Below are 20,348 nucleotides of genomic sequence, written 5' to 3'. Positions count from 1 at the left end.
AAAACAAGATGCCTATGGGGGCAGCACTTTGTTCGATGTTTGATAGTAGCTGGAAAGTAGTGAAATCTGGAAGCAATTTTACCCGGATTGTTTAGTAACCTCCATCAAAAAGCCGTATAGATTAGTTTCGGTACTTAATTGCAGTTTTTTGCGTACCCTATAACGGCTGATCTCCACGCCTTTCAGCGAAATATTAAGCAACTGCGCTATCTCCTTTGATGAAAGGTTTAACCGCAGGTAAGCACAGAGCTTCAAATCGGTTGAGCTTAAACCGGGGAATTTGGCTTTCATGGTGGCTAAAAAGTTATTATGCACCTGATCAAAATATATCGAAAAGTTTTCCCAGTCACCGTCACTTTTCCCGGTATCGCTCAATAATTTAAACACGCTCCTGAATTGGCACGATGCATCAGGAATGTTAAGTTTTTTGATTAATACCATCAGTTCGTCCTTAATATTGAGCAATAGTTTACCGCGGTTAACCATTTGCATTGTTAGCGTGGCCAGTTCTTTGTTCTTGTAATTTAGCTCTGCTTCAAGCTTTTCGTTTTTTAAGGCAATGATCTCCTTATCATTTCTGTCAAGCTCAAGGCTATGGAGGTAGCTTAGTCTTTTTTGCTCATCTGCATGGCGTTGCTGATATAACTTGAAACGTTTTTGCTGTGCCTTTATGCCGATATAAACAGCGTAAGCTATGATAAGGAAATAAGCCAGGTAGGCCCAAACAGTTTGATACCATGCCGGTTCAACAATAAAACTATAATTGACAGGAGCAGATGCTGTGCCCAAATTATTACGGGCCTTTACCGAAAATGTGTATTGGCCATAAGGAAGGTTGGTGTAATCCTTCTCTGTTTTAACCGACCATTGCGACCAATCTTTATCAAAACCTATCAATTTATAGCTAAACTCCTGATTGCTTTTTTGTGCGAACAGGGTGGAGGTATATTCAAAATGAAAGGAATTCCAGTGGTTGGACAGCGAGGCAATAAGTTGCGTGTTTTGTGCTGATTCGATCCGGTTGTTTTTAACAAAATATCCTCCAAAAATAAGGCTGTCTTTTTCAGCTATAGCTTTTACTGTAGTAAGCAATACCTTGAGTTTGTTGTTGGAAGATACATACTGTCGGTAATTTAAATGGAATACGCCATTGTTTGAGCCGATAAAGATGTTCTCCATGTCGTGCGGATAAATATACTCTGCCCCCTTTACCGTTTGCCCGGCCAGTTCAGGGAAATAGATCACCTTATAAGATACGTTAGATGATCTTTTGCCAAAATCAATTACGCCAACCCGCTGGTTGCTGATAAACCAGATATTGCCTTGGCCATCTTCAGTAAGGAACTCGATTTTTGCTTTGCCAAATATAGGTTTGTAAAAAACAGACCGGGCAAAGTCACCCTCGGTGACATTATATTCATAAGCACCTTTTTCGGTGGCAGCTATTACTTTGTTTTTAATAAAATATACATGATTATTCAGCGCCGATGGTAAGCCGCTTTTTTCGGTATATTGCGTATACCCAACTATCTTTTTCCTGTCGGCGGATAGTTGTACTTTAAAAATACCCCTGTAAGGATGTGTTGCCCACACAAAGTTGCTCTTATCTACCGCGAGGTTCCCTAACGATTCATAAATACCATTTATTTTTCCTTCAAAGCTAAATCCGGCACCATTGTATTTTAAGAGTTGAAAGCCGGTGTAGGTCCCCGCTATCACATCCTGCGAAGCAGGGAAAGCTTTCATCATCCACGCCCCCGGACCCGGGGTTATCAGTTTAGCCTGGTCATCATCTACCTGTAAAACACCATCCTGATGGCCAGCCAATAAATGCCCGTTAATTTGCGTAAGACTTAAAACCTGTCCTTTAGTGCTTGGCACTTCTGTAAAAGTACCTGTGGCCGCGCTGATATCTTTGGGCTGCGCACCTATCGGTGCAGCATATAAGCCGTTTGATGTTCCGATGAACAGTTTATTGTTGAAGATACTTACCGCATTGCTTTTTACCAGGTTTTCGCGATTGGGATAAATGTTTTTAACGGAAGTGTCATAATTGATAAAATCGAGTCCGTTTTCTAGTCCGAGCCATAAATTACGATCTCTGTCTAACAATATGCCATGCACATTATTGTTTTGTAACCCCTGATTGTTGGAAAACTGGTCTATCAGCTTGCCTTTACCATCAATAATAATCAGCCCTTTTGCTGATGTACCGATGGCGTATCTGTCGGTGCCAATTTTTTGAATGAAGTTTATAAGATCAGTAAGCAGGATTCCATCAATAGCCGTGTTTTTTTTAATCAGTGACGAGCCAGTCATGATAAAGAGGCCATTTTTGCGGGTACTTACCAATAAGGTGTCTTTATTAAACTCAGTAATGCCGGTGACACTCAGCGCTGTTGTGGGTTGTTGAACGGAGGCTTGCCAGCGAGAATCTTTAAAAACAACCAGTCCAATGGCTTTATCATAAGCAAACAATTTACCGCCGGCCTGGCTTAGCAGCATCCAGCCCCCGGGTGCATCAAAGGTGTGCATGGTATTGTTCTTCAGCTGAAATATACACTCTATTGTCCTGAAGAGTACCTCATTATTATGGATAACAATATCCCAGATATCGGCGAACTGCCTTGCTTTTTTGGGCAAGAGTTGTTTAAGAGAATGAAATTTGAGGATGCCTGAATTGTTCGGAAAAAAGTAACCCACTTCATCCTGTCCGCCAACATAAATACGCCCCCAGGCATCAATAGCTACAGATTTTATGGCACTTTTGTTAGGAAGCGGATATGTTTTCCAATAACTCCCGTCGAATGTCAGCAGGCCTTCGTCATTGGCAAAATAAAGGATCCCATTCTTATCTTGTTTAATATTCCAAATCTCGCTCCCTGCATTATATTCATTATGTGTGTAGTTTTTGATAGCGGGTGTCCCGATGGTAGTTTGAGCCGAAGATGTGCATATCAATATGCGCAGAACAATAATAAATAGAATGTTTTTTTTCATTAACGATTTCCTGGCAAGGGTTTAAAACCCATTGATAATTAGTATTGCCCGGCAAATGTGGGCCTAATTAAGAGCCGTAAATTAATCAACATTTTACATATAGTATGTAGTTCGCTAATATTGCTAAGCAAAAAAAACGCATATGTGGTAAACCTGCAATAGATTGCGTAGTGGTATTGTAGGGGCAGAGACTATTTATAAAACCAAAATAGCAATGCTCCATTGTGTAGCTGTCAAATATCTGCAGCGGCATTGAATAGCATGACCTAAGCTAAATGCATAATTGCATACAATGCTGCCCCTGATATTGCAATCCAAAGCGCTACTCCCTGCAGAAGCGGCTTCAACCCAACCGATGCTAATACCCTGCGTGAAAGGCCTGCACCTATTAAAAATAAGGTAAGCGTTAAACCAGCTTTTGCTATGTTGACTATAAACGGGCTTACCAACTTTATAACGGGCACATAAGTATTAGCTATCATAGCCAATATGAACAAGCCAATAAAATAAGGAATGCTTACTTTTTTCGATCGGTTCCTGAACAGAAAGGTAGATAGAAATGCCACCGGGATGATCCACAGAGCCCGGGCCAGTTTAACAGTAGTGGCTACTTCAAGCGCGTGAGCTCCGTATTTACTTGCTGCACCCACTACTGAGCTTGTATCATGTATGGCAATCGCGCACCATAAACCAAACTGCGTTTGTGATAAATTAAGATAATGACCTATCAGCGGGAAAACAAACAAGGCTATTGAGTTGAGGATGAATACGCAACCTAATGCTACAGAAATCTGCTTTTCTTCGGCTTTAATAACGGGCGAAATGGCTGCGATGGCACTCCCGCCGCAAATAGCGGTTCCGGATGAGATTAAAAATGATGTCTTTTTTTCGATGTTTAGCCATTTGCCCATTAGTGTACCAAAGAGTAAAGTTCCGGTTATGGAAGCGATGGTAAAAAGAATCCCTTCTTTGCCGGCTTGCAATGCGCTGTGTACATTCATGCCGAAACCTAAGCCTACTACTGACACCTGTAATAAAATATGGGTTGCCCTGTGATTAAGGTGCAGATAGGGATGACCGGAACATTGCGCTACTACCAAACCCAAAAACAATGCTACTGCCGGGCTCATAAAAGGCATCAGGCATAATACAATACAAACTGCGAATATAATTTTGCGGGCATTTTCATTGATATTCAATAGCAGACCGCCTGTGTTGTTTAATTGATGTGGGGTATTCATTTTCCTTTGTTTTGATATGCAAAGGTGTATGAAATTACCGCCGGGTTCTTATCATAAAGAGCAATCTGTGATAACCAAAAGTTATGTAGATTTAATAGTTCAAGGTACCGAACACGCCGTTTCGGTAATCGGCAAGTGCTTGCTCAATTTCTGCGGGCGTATTCATTACAAAATTATCTTTAGCTGATATCGGTTCATCAATAGGCTCGGCAGAGAGGAATAATACCTGCGAATCTTCAGTTGCCTTTACTGAGATCTCGTCATTATCTTTTTCAAACACAACGAGATTGTATTGGCTGATGGTTTCACTATTTACCTCAACGCTACCTTTTATAATATAAAGTAATGTCCAGTAACCGGGTATTGCTTTGAAATTTACCTCTTTATCTTCGGCTATTTTTCCAACGATAGAAATAACCGGGGTGAAGTTTTTAATAGGTCCGGTTTTGCCTTCATAATCTCCGCTGGCAAGGTTAAAATCGAGGCCCTCGCCAATGAGTACTTTGGGTAACTGGTTGGCACTGGCCGACTGGTAAAAAGGCTCATTCCACTTTTTAGTTTTGGGCGCATTGATCCAAAGTTGAATAAGTTCCTGAACGCCACCTTTCTGCCGTAATTCGGCAGTGGGGCCCTCGCTGTGCATAATACCTTTGCCTGCAAACATCCATTGTACATCGCCGGCTTTGATGATCTCATCATTACCCGCATTGTCTTTATGGTAACCTTCGCCCTGCAGCATAATAGTATAAGGGCTAAAGCCTCGATGCGGATGTGGATGGATGCGCAAGGTTTGACCGGGCGTTATTATCTCCGGCCCCATGTGATGCAATACAATGAACGGGTTTGCAAACCTAAGATCTTTATGGGGCAATGGTTGACGCACGGTTTCTTCGGCGGTAATTTTCTTTTCACGACCGGCAAGGATATGTGTAATGGCTTTTTTCATTGGGATGATGTTATCAGAATAAAAATAGCTTATTCAGTACAGAATAAAGCCGGTCAATAAGAAAATTACTGTGATTTTACTTGCTCAGTGTTAACCGTACCAAATACTGTTTAAACTCGTCCTCCAGTAACACCTCCATATCAAAGCCTGCTTCATTAACAATAGGCTCAAGTGTTTTCTCGTCAATATACAGCCAATGAAACCAGTCGGTTTTTTGACGGTTGTATTGGTATTGGTAAACCAGTTCTCCGTAATAGCCTTTCTCGGGCAAACCATCTTCGTACAAATAAGCAATATCCGATGAGTCAAACAGTATTTGCCCGCCAGGATTAAGCAACAGTTTAATATGTTGCAAAAATACCTTCAGGTTTTCAAGTGTCCCGGTAAGGCCAATGCCGTTCATAAGCAAAAGCAGGGTATCGTATTTGCATTCGTCATAAACAAAAATGTCACCTTTGATTACTTTGTTTACTTTGCGTAGTTTTATTACATCACAGGCTAACGGGGAAATATCAAGAGCGGTGCAATCAAAGCCACGTTGCTGCAATACTAAAGCATGACTGCCTGCTCCTGCGCCAATATCCAGCACGCTTCCGCGGCATTCGTTCATGGCCAGCCATTCTATATCCGGCATGTCATCCTCATCCCTGAAGTAAACATCAATGGGCATCTCCTCTTTAGGTCCATATTGATTATTGATCCAAAGTTTATGGTTAGCTGATTTATGATAATGATCATGTATGGCCTTGCCCAGTATATCTTTCATGTGCCCAAAAGTATGAATTGAAAGTTTAATTTAGCGCCACATTAATCCCTTTGATCGACTATGTGGTTAAGTTATGGTTTGCTGGCACTTATTTTAGTAGCTGGTGTAGCATACAGTATATCGGCCCGTAAGCTAACTGTTATAGCAGCATTAACCGGTGCCGCAGTTGCCATCCTGGTATTTGCCGGTGCCGGCTTCACAGGTTTAGCCATGATGACTACCTTTTTTATTTTAGGTTCGGCAGCTACCTCGGTACAAAGCAAAACAAAGAAGGATTTAAACGCAGATCAAAAAGGAGGGAGAACAGCCGGGCAGGTTTTGGCGAATGCCGGTACGGCTGCCTTATGCGGAATTTTGATCCTCGTTTTTCCGGCCCAAACTCAAGTTTTACAATTGATGATTGCCGCCATCTTCGCTTCGGCAACAGCCGATACATTGTCATCAGAGTTAGGAACGGTTTACGGAAAACGTTTCTTCAATATTATAACCCTAAAGCCGGATTTACGCGGGCTTGATGGGGTGATCAGCTTAGAGGGTACTTTAATTGGGGTAATTGGCTCGGTTATCATTGCTGTTGTTTATGCCATAGGAATGGACTGGACAACAAATCTCATCTGGATTATTGTTGCAGGTACACTCGGCAATCTAACAGATTCCGTTTTAGGGGCTGTGTTGGAAAGAAAAAATCTGATCAACAACGATACCGTTAATTTTTTAAATACCCTGATAGCTGCTTTGTTTATGCTGTTGCTGTACTTTGTTTATAATTTAATCTGTAAATAAAAATGGTTCCTATCCTGATATTGATCGTTGTTGCGTTGGTGGTGTTCGTTTTCCTCAATAAAAAGAAAGTGGTAAATGAAACGCCTGCTGCCACATTGAATTATAAAGCGCTTTTAGAATTGCACATTCCATATTATCAGCACCTTGATGCTGATCGAAAACTGTTGTTTGAAAGAAAGGTTGCCAGACTTTTAGCGGATATTACTATCGAGGGTGTTGGTACAACGGTAAGCGATGCTGATAAGGTAATGATAGCTGCTAGTGCCGTGATCCCGATATTTGGCTTTAACGATTGGAAATACCGTAACCTCACCAATGTGATCCTTTACCCGGATACATTTGATAGCGAGTTTCAGTTTGAAGGCGAAAACAGGAGTATTTTAGGAATGGTAGGCTCAGGATATATGAACGGGCAAATGATCCTGTCGAGAGCGGCGTTGACAAAAGGTTTTAGTAAATCGGCAGGGAAAGAGAACACGGCTATTCATGAGTTTGTACACCTGCTTGATAAGGCCGATGGGGCTACCGACGGTGTGCCGGAAATCCTGCTGGCTCATGAATATATTATGCCATGGCTCAAAATGATCCACCAGGAGATTCACAAAATTGAAGCCGGGCGTTCTGATATCAATCCGTACGCCATCACTAACGAAGCTGAGTTTTTAGCTGTTGTAGCCGAGTACTTTTTTCAAAAGCCGAACGAGTTGAAACATAAACATCCCGAACTTTATGATATGTTAAGCACCATCTTCTTGCAGGACCTGGCTGATAATGATGTTACCTGATCAAAAGCTAAGGCCAAGCTGCCCTAACGGCTCATGCTGTACTACCGTGCTGCTGATAAAATAAACCGGTGTTTCCTCATGCCTTGAAGCTACAATAATATTAATACCATCGGCGCAATTGGTAAACAAATCCTCTACCAGCTTGGGGTCGTTGTTGTTTTTGGAAAGATGCGAAAGCAGCAAGTGGGTCATGTGCGGCGGGCGGTGCGTAGTGAATAAACCCAAAGCTTGTTTGTTTGATAAATGCCCTTTTCCCCCACGGATGCGTTGTTTTAAATAATAAGGGTAACCGCCTTTATCTAGCATATCATCATCATAATTGGCTTCCAAAAAAGCAGCATGGCACTGGCTAAAGTAGCGGATGAGTTGGTCGCACACTATTCCCAGATCGGTAAACACGCCTACCTTAACATTGCGACAGCTTACAATAAAGCTATGCGGCTCAGACGCATCATGCATTTTGGGGAAGGATGTTACCTCGAGGTCACCAATAACAACTGTTTGAAATGCGCTAAGATGAAGGACTTTAAAATGATCAACACCGCTAAGGTGCATCAACGTGCCGGGGGTGATGTAAACCGGCAGCTGATATTTTTTGGCTAATACCGGTATACCACGAATATGATCAGAATGTTCATGCGATACAAAAATGGCTTTTACCTTTTGCATGGACAAGCCCAGCCGGGTCATGCGTTTTTCAGTCTCGCGGCATGAAATGCCCACATCAACCAATATCGCCTCCTGATCGTTCCCTACGTAATAGCAATTGCCATTACTTCCCGAATTTAATGATGTAATGAATAAAGACATTGAAATGCAAAGTAAACCATTTTGATGTTATTATTTTAATCCTAATGATTTTAGCAATCAGAAAATTAGCAATTTTTTTTGACGCTATAAAAACCTGCTTATATTTAGCCATGGATTCACCGCAAACTTTACCTGTACTTGATGCCGAAGAACTACGTGTGCTTGGTACTTTAATGGAAAAAGCCAAAACCACGCCCGATTATTATCCCATGACCCTTAACGGACTGGTGGCCGCCTGTAATCAGAAAACATCGCGCAAACCTGTTGTTAATTATGATGATGATACGGTTATCAGTGCCCTAAATTCGTTAAAAAGGCGCGGTTTGATCTCTACCGCTACGGGTGGTTCTATTCGTAATATTAAATACAAACACAATTTCGCCATAGTTTTCCCGGTAATACCTTCGGAAGTAGCTTTGATTTGCCTTTTGATCCTTCGTGGGCCTCAAACGCCGGGTGAATTGAATACCAACAGTGGCCGCATGTACGAATTTGAATCTATAGAGGAGGTGCAGGAGATCCTGGATAAACTCGCAGCAGGTGAAATGCCTTATATAGTACAGTTACCCAAACGCCCGGGCCAAAAGGAAGTGCGGTACGCGCATTTATTAGGCGGAGTGCCCGAATTTAATGACGATGATTTTGCGGATGAACCTACCAACCGTTCATCGTCATCGGCACTGGAAGCCCGTTTGGTTAAAGCTGAACACGAGATTGCAGAGTTGAAGGAAATGGTGGGTAGGTTGATGAAGGAATTAGGGGTAGAGTAATAAAAATTATTAGTCATGTTGAATTTATTTCAACACCTCATTTGCTAAGCCGCCTGCTAACCTGGGTGTCTACCTTTCCTATGGGGTGCTGAAACAAGTTACCCATGACATGGTTAAAAACGGCTGTCGTGCTGAGGCCCTCGAAGCATGAAGGGCAGGGCCTCTGCGCGCGACCCATCGACAGGCTTAGGGTGACTGCCCTCTTTTGCCATTTCACCTTCAGAGTCTGCTGATTTAAATACTCAACATGATGTGCTTTATTTTATGACGATAACGCTCCTAAAAATACTTTCACTACATCCCGCAAAACCTTTTCAGTTTCCTGATCTGTAATATTCCCATCAGCATCCATTTTGCTTCTGATAAACGGAATAAGTAAAGTAGCCCCGTCAATTACTTTTGCCGAAAGCGCTCCAAGGGTTAACAGCAAAGCCGCGTGCGCGTGACTCCCAACCGATGAAGCAGTGATCAAGGCCACTGGTTTGTCAACCAGCGAACTGCTCGAAACTATCCAATCCAGCATGTTTTTGAGTTGGCCCGGAACCCCGAAGGCATATTCAGGAGTGCAGATTACGACACCTGAGGCATTATCTATAAAGCTTCGTAATTCGGAAACAGCTTCCGGTGGGCCTTCGTTGTCAAGTCCGGGATCAAAAGGAGGGATGTCGGCCAGCTTGTCGTACACAAAATAGCTTATATCGGTCGGAATCAGTCCACCTAAAAATTTCAAAATATTATGATTGGACGAGCCCGATCTTAAGCTGCCGGAAATAGCAAGAATATTGCTTTTGTAAGTCATGGGAAAGATATTATCTAACCAAACTTACGAAGTTTCCAAAACTTCGTAAGTTTTTCAAAAGTCATAAAAATGCAGATCAAAAACTCCCCCCTTAGGAGGGCCGAGGGAGCGATCTATACGAAAGATAATATAAATGCCGATCCTTTGCCTTCAGTTGATTGTACCTGGATATTGCCTTTGTGCAATAACATGATCTGTTTACAAAGGCTTAAGCCAATACCACTGCCGGTTTTTCGGGTACTGAAGAAAGGAATGAAAATCTTATCCAGTAGTTCGGGTGGCATGCCTAATCCATTGTCTATAACTTTTACAAAGGTTTTTCCACCCTGAATCTCCGCTGTAAGCGTGATGCGCGGTGTTTCGCGGTCTTTTACAGCTTCAATAGCGTTAACCAGCAAATTGATCATCACCTGTTCAATGAGGTTAATATCGGCTTCAATGGCAAGTGTCGGATCACGTAGAATAATCTCCAGTTCTATCTTCTTTTTCTCCAGTGTAGGCGTCATCAAGCTGTTGAGGTTTTCAAAGATATTACGCACCATGATCTTGTTCAGATCAAGTTTGGTGATCTTATTGAGGCTGCGGTAGCTTTCGGTAAACTTAAGCAGGCCTTCGCTGCGGCGCTTGATGGTATCGATACCAAGCTCAATGTCTTCCAAATCACTATGAGGTAGGCTTTCGGCAATATCAGGGCTTTGCAGGCGGTTCTTGAGCGTATCCGCGAGGGAAGAAATAGGAGCTACGGAGTTCATGATCTCATGCGTCATTACATTAAGCAATTTCGACCACGCTTTCGACTCCGTTTCATCCAAAGCTTCGTTTACGTTTTGAAAAGCAATGAGTTTGTATAGTTTATCATCGCTGCGCATCAGGCTGGCGTTCACCAGTATTTTAACCTGTTGTTGGTTACGGGTTACCGTGATGATCTTACTATCGCCCGGCTTAAGTTTAATCAGTTCGGCATACAATGATGGCTCACGCTTTTCAAGTGAGTGTACAGTCTTAAGATAAGGTACGCCTATAATAGTTTTAAAAGCTTCATTGATCCAGCCGGTTTCGCCGGTTTCCTCTTCGTAAGATAAAATGCCGGTATCAACCAGCTCAAGGATCTTTTGCAGGTAGTGATATTGTGTTTCGCGTTCGCGGCTTATCAGTTTGAATGTGGTATTGATATCGTTAAAGCCTTTACGCAGGGGCTTAAGCTCATTGGGTGCCTTGCGTACATCAAAATGGCGGGAAAAATCACGGTAATGGATCGACTCTACAAATTGATTTACTTCGTCCTGTGCCTTTTTCTGAAAACGGATCATATCCACCACCGAGTAAGCAACCAATGGCAACAAGATCACGAGATACAACAGCTGATTAAGGCTTACTATAACAAAAGCTGTGACGGTAAGTACAATCAGCAATAAAAATACACGCAGCAAAAGCCGCCACTCATAACGGTTAAATATCATATTTGCTTAGTCTTCGGTATAAGGCGGTGCGGGTGAGGCCAAGTTCTTTGGCGGCGCGGGTAATGTTACCATTGTGCTTTTCAATAACCCGTAATATAGCGTTCTTTTCAAGGGCGCTTAACGGAATATTGTCGGCATCAATCACGCTTTCTGTCGATGTTTCCAGTATTGAAAAGATCAGGTCGTCGGGCCTTAAGGTGTTATCATCAGCCATGATCACTGCGCGTTCAATAGTATATTGTAATTCACGCACATTTCCCGGAAAATTGTATGATTTAAGCTTGTTAATAGCTGCCGTATCAAAGTCCATTGATGGCTTAAGATATTTACTTGAGTACAATTTCGCGAAATGGCGGGCCAATATTACAATATCCTCATTACGGCGGCGCAGTGGTGGCATATTGATCTCGACAGTATTGATACGATAAATTAAATCCTTGCGGAACTTGTTTTCGTTGGCCAGTTCACTCAAAGGTACGTTTGTAGCGCAGATGAGCCTGATATCCACATCAACTGGTTTGTTAGTGCCCAAACGGGTTACCTGGCGGTTTTGTAGAATGGTAAGCAACTTGGCTTGTTGCTGCAGACTGATGTTGCCTATTTCATCCAAAAATAAAGTACCGCCCTGGGCCTCTTCAAAACGCCCTATGCGGTCCTCTCGGGCATCGGTAAAGGCCCCTTTTTTGTGGCCGAAGAGCTCACTTTCAAACAGAGTATCTGTTAATGCGCCGACATCTACTTTAATAAAAGGTTTATCAGCGCGGAGCGAGCGTTCGTGGATGGCCTTTGCCATAAGATCTTTACCAGTACCGTTCTCTCCAAGTATCAGGATATTGGCATCGGTAGGGGCTATCTTATTCACCTTATAAAAAATATCTTGCATCACGTCCGATTCACCAAGGATAGAAGTATCGCCGGCGGTACTTTTTACCGGGGTTTTGGTGGTTTTTGTTCCTCCTTCTTTTTTATCCAAAAGATCTTTTATCGTGTTTATGAGCTTTTCATTGTGCCATGGCTTTACCACAAAGTCATTTGCCCCTTCCTTAAGCGAACGGACAGCAAGATCAATATCACCATAAGCCGTTATCATAATAATACAAACATCAGGCTTCCATTCTTTTACCTTGCGCAGCCAGTAAAGCCCCTCATTGCCCGTGTTAATAGCGCTGTTGAAGTTCATGTCAAGCAAAATCAAATCAACCTCGTTACGTTGCAGCAGCCAGTTCAGGTTTTCGGGGTTCTTTTCGGTGATGACTTCACGGGCTTCGGGTTTTAGCAAGAGTTTAACCGCGGTAAGTACGTCCGGATCGTCATCAACAATTAAAACGTTGGCTTTTTTAAGTATCATTTATTTTTAGTTAATAGTTCATAGATAATTGTTCATGGTCTTTAAAATGATGACACATGATTATTCAAGTTCAAAATAAAAATAGCATCTTATTTTATTGAGGATGTCAATTTAATAAAAGTTATAAATTTAAATTAAATTGTATCTCTTTATCGAAGCTACCTAAATAAACTTTTAGCATTGTCGCCATAAACTATACACTAAAACCATTTAACTATGAACAATAAAATAAAGACTCGCTAATGATATCACATGTTACAATTTTTGTGCTAAATGCCCGCATTTTATGCAATAGATCACATAAATGCTTCACAATGAAGTGCTAACCTGTATTTGCATATAACAGGCCATTAATACGTGAAAAAACACTGTATCAATACCGTACACCTGATGTAACATAAGCGTACGCTCAAATATGGTGTTTTGTGTTTAAGTTATTGAAAAACAGTATCTTAATTTGTGGCATATCTTTTTGTTATAACATTCAAAATATTATAGAAATACAGTGGACAGAAAAATTGAGAAAAAGACCTGGAACAGCAAAAAGATACTTACCATTGCAGGTATTACAGGCATTATTTTACTAATAGGCGGCAGTATTTATCTTACATCGGGTAAAAGCAAGCTTGATGTTGATACTGAACGCTTAACTATAAGTACTATTACTAAAGGTCCTTTCCAGGAGTTTATACCGGTTAACGGCGTGGTTATGCCGCTAACTACCATATTTCTTGATGCATCTGAAGGCGGTGTTGTTGAAGAAAAATACGTTGAAGACGGAGCTAACCTTAAAAAAGGCGACCGGATTCTGAGAATGTCTAATACCGATCTTGAGCTTACTTTAGCTAACCAGGAAACCGCGGTTTATGCCGAGCAAACCCAAATGCAGATCTCCCATAACAATGCACAGCAAAACACTATCAGCAAGCTAAATACTATGGCCGATGTGGAGAACGCATATAAAGAGGCTGAAAGGATTTACAAGTTGGACAAACATTTATATGATCAGAAAGCCATTGGCCTGCAGGAATATCAATCAGCCAAAAACACCTACGATTACCAGGTGAACCGTTACAAACTGGCTAAACAGATTCTTAGGCAGGATACAGCGCTGGTTAAGCAACAGGCTTCGCAATCACAGGAACAATACGCCCACATGAAAACTACGCTTGAACTGATGCGAAAAAAAGTGGCCGGTTTAGTATTGGTGGCGCCTACCGATGGCCAGTTAACCTCAATGGATGCCGAAGTAGGTCAGAGCAAAAATAAGGGCGAGCATTTGGGGCAGATAGACGTACAATCGGGCTTTAAAGTTAGGGTTGATATTGATGAGCACTATCTGTCGCGTATTTACACAGGCCTGAAAGGCGATTTTCAGTTTGCCGATCAAACCTATAACCTGGTTATAAAAAAGGTATATACCCAGGTTAAAACAACAGGTAGTTTCCAGGTTGATATGCAATTCGTTGGTAAAGTGCCTACAGGGATCCGTAAAGGGCAAACACTACAGGTGAGATTGGCGCTGAGCGATCAGATGCAGGCGGTATTGGTACCTAAAGGCGGTTTCTTCCAGCAAACAGGCGGCAATTGGATCTTTAAGGTAAGTGAAGATGGTTCAAAAGCATACAGGGTAAACATCCAGCTTGGGCGCCAGAGCCCCGATTATTTCGTGGTAACAGAAGGTTTAAATCCGGGCGATAAAGTTATTACCTCAAGTTATGAAACCTATGGTGATATTCAGGAGCTTGTGCTAAAAAAATAACGTAACCAGGCTGCAACGCCTGGCACTGTTTAAGCGTCATTATAATATATAACAGAGATAATTAATAAATTTAAATAAACAAAAAATCAAATCATATCGCCATAAAGGCGGGATGAACAACGGAGGCACCAATGATAAAAATTTCTAATCTTGAGAAATTCTACCGTACCGAAGAGGTAGAGACCATCGCATTAAACAAGCTGTCGATGGAAGTGGCTACAGGCGAGTTTGTGGCCATCATGGGCCCATCGGGCTGTGGTAAATCAACTCTGCTTAATATTTTAGGCATGCTTGATGATCCGGATGCGGGCAGTTATGTTTTCAACGAAATTGAAGTGGCACATTTTAACGAGCGTAAACGCGCCGATCTGCGTAAACACAACATCGGTTTCGTGTTCCAGAGCTTTAACCTTATTGATGAGCTTACTGTATTTGAAAACGTTGAATTGCCGTTGATTTACACAGGGGTGGCTGCTTCAGAGCGTGTTAAAAGGGTGGAAGAGGTGTTAGACAAAATGCAGATCATGCATCGCCGCAACCATTATCCGCAGCAGTTATCAGGTGGTCAGCAACAGCGTGTGGCCATTGCCCGTGCGGTTGTTAACAAGCCAAAACTGATCCTTGCGGATGAGCCCACCGGTAACCTCGACAGCAGCAACGGTAATGATGTGATGGAACTGCTTACCGATTTAAACGAACAGGGGACTACCATTATCATGGTTACCCACTCTGAACATGATGCCCGTTACAGCCACCGCATTATACGCCTGTTAGACGGACAAACCGTTATGGAAAATATTATGGTGTAATTTGTTTAGTTAATAGTTGATGGTTCATAGTTGATGGTAAGAAAGGACTTTTGACTTAAAACCAACGACTCCGGACTTAGACCGCCGCCCCCGAAATCAGTTTATAATAAGTTAATAATTGCCTCTGCTGCTCTTCTCCCGCATTTGCGGAGAAGGGCATTTGGAGTTTTTTATTTTTAAAAACCTACTCCTATGTTTAAAAATTACCTGAAAACTGCATGGCGAAACTTGATTAATACTAAGTTTTACAGCGCTTTAAATATTGTTGGCCTTACCATTGGCCTGTCTGTTGGTATGCTTATTTTAATTTGGGTGCAGGACGAGCTGAGTTATGATCGCTTTCATACTAACGCCGATAATATTTACCAGGTAAATGCTTCTATTGGTGTGGGTGCCGGTAAGCAGGTTTGGGGAAACGTTTCCGGGCCCGTGGCTTTTTTTGCCTTAAAAGAAGTGCCGGGGGTTGTAAACGCGGTAAGACTTATCACTGTACAAGATTATTCAGTTTTTAGATATAAAGATAAACTGCTGAAAGAAGATTATGGCAAACTGTTGTTTGTTGATGATGCTTTTTTTAAATTGTTTGATTTCAAATTATTAAAGGGAAGCGCCGATAAACCATTCCCTAATGATAAGACCGTTATCATAACGAAAAGCGTTGCTAACCGGTACTTCGGTAACGAAGATCCTATCGGCAAAACTATATTAGGCGATAGTAAAGAACCTTACACAGTATCCGGTATACTGGCCGATTTTCCTGCAAATTCGAGTATTAAAGGAGATATGTTTTTTTCCATCGAGGTAAGAAAAAAGCAATATACCAGAAACCGTTTCTGGAAATCAATGGATGAGGATTGGGGGAATTATTATACCACCACCTTTTTACAGATTACACCCGGTGCTTCGGTTAAAGTTATTGGCGACAAGCTAACCGAGATCCATATGAAAAACCAGGCTGGTATAAAACCTACCGACGGTGTGTTTCAGCTTCAGTCGTTAAAAGATATTCATCTATATTATCCCGATGGCACTTCTGCCGGGATCCAAGTGGTAAAGATATTCTCGTTTGTTGCGGTGCTGATCTTGATCATAGCCTGCATAAATTATATCAACCTTTCAACCGCACGCTCAATACTGCGTTCAAAAGAGGTTAGTGTACGCAAAATTATAGGTGCCGAAAGGAGCCAGCTTTTTATGCAGTTTATTATTGAAACTATACTTTGTTTTATAGTAGCCCTGACATTGGCCTTAATGCTCATTTATGCTATCATGCCTGTATACAACAGTATTTCGGGTAAACAAATGCACTTCGACCTGTTTAACATTAAGGTATGGCAGGTTATCGCTGTAACTATTACAGCAACGCTTGTTGCGTCAAGTATATATCCGGCTTTGTTGCTGTCATCTTTCAAGCCTATCAACGCGCTGAAAGGAAAAATATCCGGTGCGGGAAACGCAACATTTAGAAAAGTGCTGGTAGTATGCCAGTTTGCTTTTTCAATAGGTTTAATAATAGGCACGCTGGTTATAAATCGACAGTTAGAGTATATCCGTTCTATACAATTGGGGTACGATAAGGAATATGTTTTCGCCCTGCCTATGCGCGCAATGCAAGATCATTATGAAGCGATAAAGACCAATCTGCTCAGCCACACCGAAATATTGAGCGTTGCCACCGGCAGTAGTAGCATCATCAGCAGCGGATCAAGTACCACAGATGCTGACTGGGACGGCAAATTTACCAATGAAAGTATGTTGATCCATCCGTTTGAGATGGATAAGGACTATATAAAACTGTTTAAATTAAAGTTTGTTAGTGGTGTCGGCTTTACAGGTGCAAAGTCAGATTCGGCGCATTACATACTTAACGAAACCGCCGTTAAGTTAACTGGTATTAAAAATCCGATAGGTAAGCGTTTTAAACTTCATGATCTTAACGGAACCATCATAGGGGTGGTTAAAGATTTTCACTTTGCCTCGCTAAAGCAAGCCATTGAGCCGGCCATATTTACCTATAGCCCAAGCTCGTGGCAAATGTATATAAAAACTACAGGTAAAGAAGCGCCCGTAGCTATCAAACTTGTTGAGAAATACTGGAAGCAGTATAATTCGGATTTTCCGTATGAATATACTTTCCTCGATGACGCTTATAATGATATGTACAAAACTGAGCGGCATACCGCAACCTTGTTTAACATATTTGCTGGAATAGCCGTATTTATTTCATGCCTTGGTTTATTTGGACTCGCCACCTACACTGCACAAATTAAAATTAAGGAAATAGGCATCCGTAAAGTATTAGGTGCCAGTATTACCAATATTACCGCCATGTTATCGCGCGATTTTTTAATGTTGGTGTTGATAGCCATCGTCATAGCAGCGCCTATAGCGTGGTATGCCATGAATAAATGGCTCATGGATTATGCTTATCGCGCCGAAATTCATTGGTGGCTGATTGCCATAGCCGGCGGAGCAGCAGTATTAATAGCTTTCATTACAATAGCGTTTCAATCGGTTAAAGCCGCGCTGGCTAATCCGGTGAAGAGTTTACGGTCGGAATAACAAGGTCATTGAGTCAGTTGCTTTGCGTCATTCAATCATTTTTAATAAAGGTGCGACACAGCGGAACAAACAGGCAATGATAGAATGGCCAAATGATTAAAAAAGGAGGAGTTCATGTTAAAGAGTTATGTAGTTATCGCTTTCAGGAATATTCAACGTAACCTAAGTTACACCTTCCTGAATATTTTCGGGCTTACGCTTGGTGTAGCAGCTTGCCTCATTATTTTTCTGATTGTAAGGAACGAGCTTGGGTACGACAGTTTTAACACCAAAGCCGATCGCACTTACCGCGTAACCCTGCACGCGCTTGATTTTAACTCCAACGTATCGCTGGCTATTATACCGGCCATGCGTATTGATTTCCCTGAATTGGAACAAACTACACAGGTTTTTTACGAAGGGGATGCCATGATCAAAATAGGCGAGAATCGTTATAACGAACACAATGTGACTTTTGGTGATGAGCAGATCAGCAAAGTTTTTGATTACCAATGGCTTGCCGGCGATCCTAATACGGCTCTTAAAGAACCCAACAGTGTTATACTTACCGAGAGCATCGCTAAAAAATACTTTGGAAAAGCCGATGCCATGGGGAAACTAATCAATTTCGAAAATGAGTTGAATGTAAAAGTAACCGGCATTATCAAAGATTTACCCTCAAATACAAGTCTGCCGTTTTCATTCCTTATCTCGTTAAACAGCATCGAAAATAAGTTAAAGGGGATGATGGGCAATTTTTGGGCTATTCCCGGGGGGAGTTACGCATACATTGTTTTGCCCAAAGGTTACTCTGTTCAACAATTAAACAGCAAAATGCCCGCATTTATTAAAAAAAACTGGGGTGCTGATATAGCAAAGGTGGCTGTTTTACCTTTTCAACCTTTAAAGGATATTCACTTTGATCAGCGTTACATCAATAACATCATTACGCCAACCTCAAAAGATACCTACTACGCCTTAATTGGCGTGGCCTTGCTTATCATCATTACGGCGTGTATCAACTTTATTAACCTGGCTACAGCGCAGGCCATCAAGCGTGCAAAAGAAGTTGGGATGCGCAAGGTGCTGGGTGCGAGCCGCCCGCAGCTTATTAAGCAGTTTTTGGGAGAAACAACGGTTTTGGTTTTGTTTTCGGTGTTATTGGGTGTTGGGCTATGCGCTTTGTTTCTGTCAAAAGCGGGGGAGTGGATGTCCATCAGCGTTGATTCTTCACAACTGACACAGCCTACGGTAATAGGTTGGATAGCAGCAATTACTTTGGCGGTGATCATGCTGGCCGGTTTGTATCCGTCATTTGTACAGTCGGCTTTTCAGCCGGTTGATAGTTTTAAGAATAAAAATGCGGGTAGCAGCGGGAAACTTACTTTACGTAAGGGGTTAGTGATAGGGCAATTTGCCATATCGCAGATCATGATCATAGGTACGCTGATAGTAGCCCGGCAGATGGACTTTTTTAAAAACCAGGACCTTGGTTTTGATAAAGAAGCCGTAATATCTGTAGGCCTGCCTGATATGAAAAAACGCGACGTGTTTAACCAGCAACTGGCCGGTTATCCCGGTATAAAAGATGTTAGTTTTTCATCCGGAGCCCCCGCTTTTAATAGCAACTTTACCAGCTTTTCATCTGTGGAACTGGGCTTTCCAAAAGATGATGTTACCGAATACAAAGCGATAGACGAAAAGTTTACCGATATGTTCAGGCTGCAAATGCTGGCAGGCCAAAAGATCTGGAAAAAAAATGAAAAAGATACCGTTAGTAAGGTGGTTATCAACGAAACGATGATGCAAAAACTGGGTATCCAAAATCCACAGCTGGCTTTAAATAAACACGTAACGCTAAATGGCGCTCAAAAGGCAACCATTGTTGGCGTGGTGAAGGATTTTCAAAGCGAATCGAAGCATAAAAAACGCCGCTCATGCGTACTGGAATATAATCCCAACCGGTTTTTTATGGCAAGCATAAAAATGCAGCCTGCCAACATGAGCGAAACTATTAACTATATCAATAAAAAATGGTCGGCTCTTTATCCTGAGAATGTCTTCCAGTTTCAGTTTGTTGACGAGCATATCGCTAATTTTTACAAGCAGGAGGAAAAGGTATATATCGCTTTTCAACTTTTTTCTTACATCGCCATATTTATAGGTTGTTTAGGTTTATACGGATTGATAGCTTTTGCCGCGTCACAACGTACTAAAGAGGTTGGCATTCGTAAAGTGCTGGGCGCGCCTATAGCAAGTATAGTGACTTTATTTACCAAAGAATTTATTTACTTGATAGCCATAGCTTTTGTATTGGCAGCCCCGCTGGGCTATTATGTAATGCACAACTGGCTGCAAAATTTTGCCTATCATATTAACATAGGGCCGGGGATATTTATGGTTGCGATTGTGTCGTCGTTTATTATAGCAGCCCTAACGATATCGTATCAGGCTATAAAGGCAGCCATGATAAACCCGATCAGGAGTTTGAGGGACGAGTGATGAAGAATTATTGTATCATTTACTTC

Annotated in this window: 15 protein-coding genes; 7 read left to right on the top strand and 8 right to left on the bottom strand. The window is 41.8% G+C overall.

What is annotated here, in order from left to right; genetic code table 11:
- Positions 1 to 78 precede the first annotated feature (78 nt).
- The 4 genes from ACP26M_RS10135 to ACP26M_RS10120 form a co-directional block, all read right to left on the bottom strand.
- The gene (locus ACP26M_RS10135; RefSeq protein ID WP_426588493.1) at positions 79 to 3,000 is read right to left on the bottom strand and encodes a ligand-binding sensor domain-containing protein; all 2,922 of its coding nucleotides are present in this window, start codon (positions 2,998 to 3,000) and stop codon (positions 79 to 81) included.
- Between the two features lie 266 nt (positions 3,001 to 3,266).
- Positions 3,267 to 4,241, bottom strand: a complete 975-nt coding sequence (locus ACP26M_RS10130; protein WP_426588491.1) for a YeiH family protein — start codon at positions 4,239 to 4,241, stop codon at positions 3,267 to 3,269.
- 91 nt (positions 4,242 to 4,332) lie between these two features.
- Complete coding sequence (locus ACP26M_RS10125; protein ID WP_426588489.1) at positions 4,333 to 5,187, bottom strand: pirin family protein; 855 nt, start codon at positions 5,185 to 5,187, stop codon at positions 4,333 to 4,335.
- 76 nt (positions 5,188 to 5,263) lie between these two features.
- Positions 5,264 to 5,953 (bottom strand): class I SAM-dependent methyltransferase, encoded by a 690-nt coding sequence (locus ACP26M_RS10120; protein WP_426588487.1) that lies wholly within the window; start codon positions 5,951 to 5,953, stop codon positions 5,264 to 5,266.
- Positions 5,954 to 6,013: 60 nt separating this feature from the next.
- Between ACP26M_RS10120 and ACP26M_RS10115 the strand changes: the two genes are divergently transcribed.
- Positions 6,014 to 6,736 (top strand): DUF92 domain-containing protein, encoded by a 723-nt coding sequence (locus ACP26M_RS10115; protein ID WP_426588485.1) that lies wholly within the window; start codon positions 6,014 to 6,016, stop codon positions 6,734 to 6,736.
- Positions 6,737 to 6,738: 2 nt separating this feature from the next.
- On the top strand, positions 6,739 to 7,521 hold the full coding sequence (locus ACP26M_RS10110) for a zinc-dependent peptidase (RefSeq protein WP_426588483.1): 783 nt from the start codon (positions 6,739 to 6,741) through the stop codon (positions 7,519 to 7,521).
- Here the strand turns inward: ACP26M_RS10110 and ACP26M_RS10105 are convergent, their stop codons facing one another.
- Positions 7,522 to 8,331: an MBL fold metallo-hydrolase gene (locus ACP26M_RS10105; protein WP_426588481.1), complete on the bottom strand. Its 810-nt coding sequence runs from the start codon at positions 8,329 to 8,331 to the stop codon at positions 7,522 to 7,524.
- Between the two features lie 110 nt (positions 8,332 to 8,441).
- Here ACP26M_RS10105 and ACP26M_RS10100 point away from each other — a divergent pair, with 110 nt between their 5' ends.
- Complete coding sequence (locus ACP26M_RS10100) at positions 8,442 to 9,101, top strand: YceH family protein (protein ID WP_426588479.1); 660 nt, start codon at positions 8,442 to 8,444, stop codon at positions 9,099 to 9,101.
- A 262-nt stretch (positions 9,102 to 9,363) separates the two neighbouring features.
- Here ACP26M_RS10100 and ACP26M_RS10095 read toward each other — a convergent pair whose 3' ends face one another.
- The 3 genes from ACP26M_RS10095 to ACP26M_RS10085 all read right to left on the bottom strand — a co-directional run bounded on the left by ACP26M_RS10095 (position 9,364) and on the right by ACP26M_RS10085 (position 12,708).
- Positions 9,364 to 9,900: an NADPH-dependent FMN reductase gene (locus tag ACP26M_RS10095; RefSeq protein ID WP_426588477.1), complete on the bottom strand. Its 537-nt coding sequence runs from the start codon at positions 9,898 to 9,900 to the stop codon at positions 9,364 to 9,366.
- Positions 9,901 to 10,013: 113 nt separating this feature from the next.
- Complete coding sequence (locus ACP26M_RS10090) at positions 10,014 to 11,360, bottom strand: sensor histidine kinase (RefSeq protein WP_090525332.1); 1,347 nt, start codon at positions 11,358 to 11,360, stop codon at positions 10,014 to 10,016.
- Complete coding sequence (locus tag ACP26M_RS10085) at positions 11,350 to 12,708, bottom strand: sigma-54-dependent transcriptional regulator (RefSeq protein WP_426588474.1); 1,359 nt, start codon at positions 12,706 to 12,708, stop codon at positions 11,350 to 11,352. The genes ACP26M_RS10090 and ACP26M_RS10085 overlap by 11 nt, the downstream gene beginning before the upstream one ends.
- Positions 12,709 to 13,213: 505 nt before the next feature.
- Between ACP26M_RS10085 and ACP26M_RS10080 the strand changes: the two genes are divergently transcribed.
- From ACP26M_RS10080 to ACP26M_RS10065, 4 genes are all read left to right on the top strand, one after another.
- On the top strand, positions 13,214 to 14,470 hold the full coding sequence (locus ACP26M_RS10080) for an efflux RND transporter periplasmic adaptor subunit (protein ID WP_091163814.1): 1,257 nt from the start codon (positions 13,214 to 13,216) through the stop codon (positions 14,468 to 14,470).
- 131 nt (positions 14,471 to 14,601) lie between these two features.
- Positions 14,602 to 15,279 (top strand): ABC transporter ATP-binding protein, encoded by a 678-nt coding sequence (locus ACP26M_RS10075; RefSeq protein ID WP_090525339.1) that lies wholly within the window; start codon positions 14,602 to 14,604, stop codon positions 15,277 to 15,279.
- 192 nt (positions 15,280 to 15,471) lie between these two features.
- On the top strand, positions 15,472 to 17,841 hold the full coding sequence (locus ACP26M_RS10070) for an ABC transporter permease (RefSeq protein ID WP_426588471.1): 2,370 nt from the start codon (positions 15,472 to 15,474) through the stop codon (positions 17,839 to 17,841).
- Positions 17,842 to 17,955: 114 nt separating this feature from the next.
- Entirely contained in the window at positions 17,956 to 20,322 is a 2,367-nt protein-coding gene (locus ACP26M_RS10065) for an ABC transporter permease (RefSeq protein ID WP_426588469.1), read from the top strand.
- The last annotated feature ends 26 nt before the right edge of the window (positions 20,323 to 20,348 follow it).

The organism is Mucilaginibacter sp. R-33, from assembly GCF_049949235.1.
Lineage (GTDB): Bacteria > Bacteroidota > Bacteroidia > Sphingobacteriales > Sphingobacteriaceae > Mucilaginibacter.
Note: the sequence above shows the minus strand (reverse complement) of the source record. Positions and strands in the feature narration are given on the sequence as shown.

Bases quoted from the DNA above. Each gene is read 5' to 3' on its own strand.
- ACP26M_RS10135 (WP_426588493.1), bottom strand. From the start codon at position 3,000: ATGAAAAAAAACATTCTATTTATTATTGTTCTGCGCATATTGATATGC.
- ACP26M_RS10130 (WP_426588491.1), bottom strand. From the start codon at position 4,241: ATGAATACCCCACATCAATTAAACAACACAGGCGGTCTGCTATTGAAT.
- ACP26M_RS10125 (WP_426588489.1), bottom strand. From the start codon at position 5,187: ATGAAAAAAGCCATTACACATATCCTTGCCGGTCGTGAAAAGAAAATT.
- ACP26M_RS10120 (WP_426588487.1), bottom strand. From the start codon at position 5,953: ATGAAAGATATACTGGGCAAGGCCATACATGATCATTATCATAAATCA.
- ACP26M_RS10115 (WP_426588485.1), top strand. From the start codon at position 6,014: ATGTGGTTAAGTTATGGTTTGCTGGCACTTATTTTAGTAGCTGGTGTA.
- ACP26M_RS10110 (WP_426588483.1), top strand. From the start codon at position 6,739: ATGGTTCCTATCCTGATATTGATCGTTGTTGCGTTGGTGGTGTTCGTT.
- ACP26M_RS10105 (WP_426588481.1), bottom strand. From the start codon at position 8,331: ATGTCTTTATTCATTACATCATTAAATTCGGGAAGTAATGGCAATTGC.
- ACP26M_RS10100 (WP_426588479.1), top strand. From the start codon at position 8,442: ATGGATTCACCGCAAACTTTACCTGTACTTGATGCCGAAGAACTACGT.
- ACP26M_RS10095 (WP_426588477.1), bottom strand. From the start codon at position 9,900: ATGACTTACAAAAGCAATATTCTTGCTATTTCCGGCAGCTTAAGATCG.
- ACP26M_RS10090 (WP_090525332.1), bottom strand. From the start codon at position 11,360: ATGATATTTAACCGTTATGAGTGGCGGCTTTTGCTGCGTGTATTTTTA.
- ACP26M_RS10085 (WP_426588474.1), bottom strand. From the start codon at position 12,708: ATGATACTTAAAAAAGCCAACGTTTTAATTGTTGATGACGATCCGGAC.
- ACP26M_RS10075 (WP_090525339.1), top strand. From the start codon at position 14,602: ATGATAAAAATTTCTAATCTTGAGAAATTCTACCGTACCGAAGAGGTA.
- ACP26M_RS10070 (WP_426588471.1), top strand. From the start codon at position 15,472: ATGTTTAAAAATTACCTGAAAACTGCATGGCGAAACTTGATTAATACT.
- ACP26M_RS10065 (WP_426588469.1), top strand. From the start codon at position 17,956: ATGTTAAAGAGTTATGTAGTTATCGCTTTCAGGAATATTCAACGTAAC.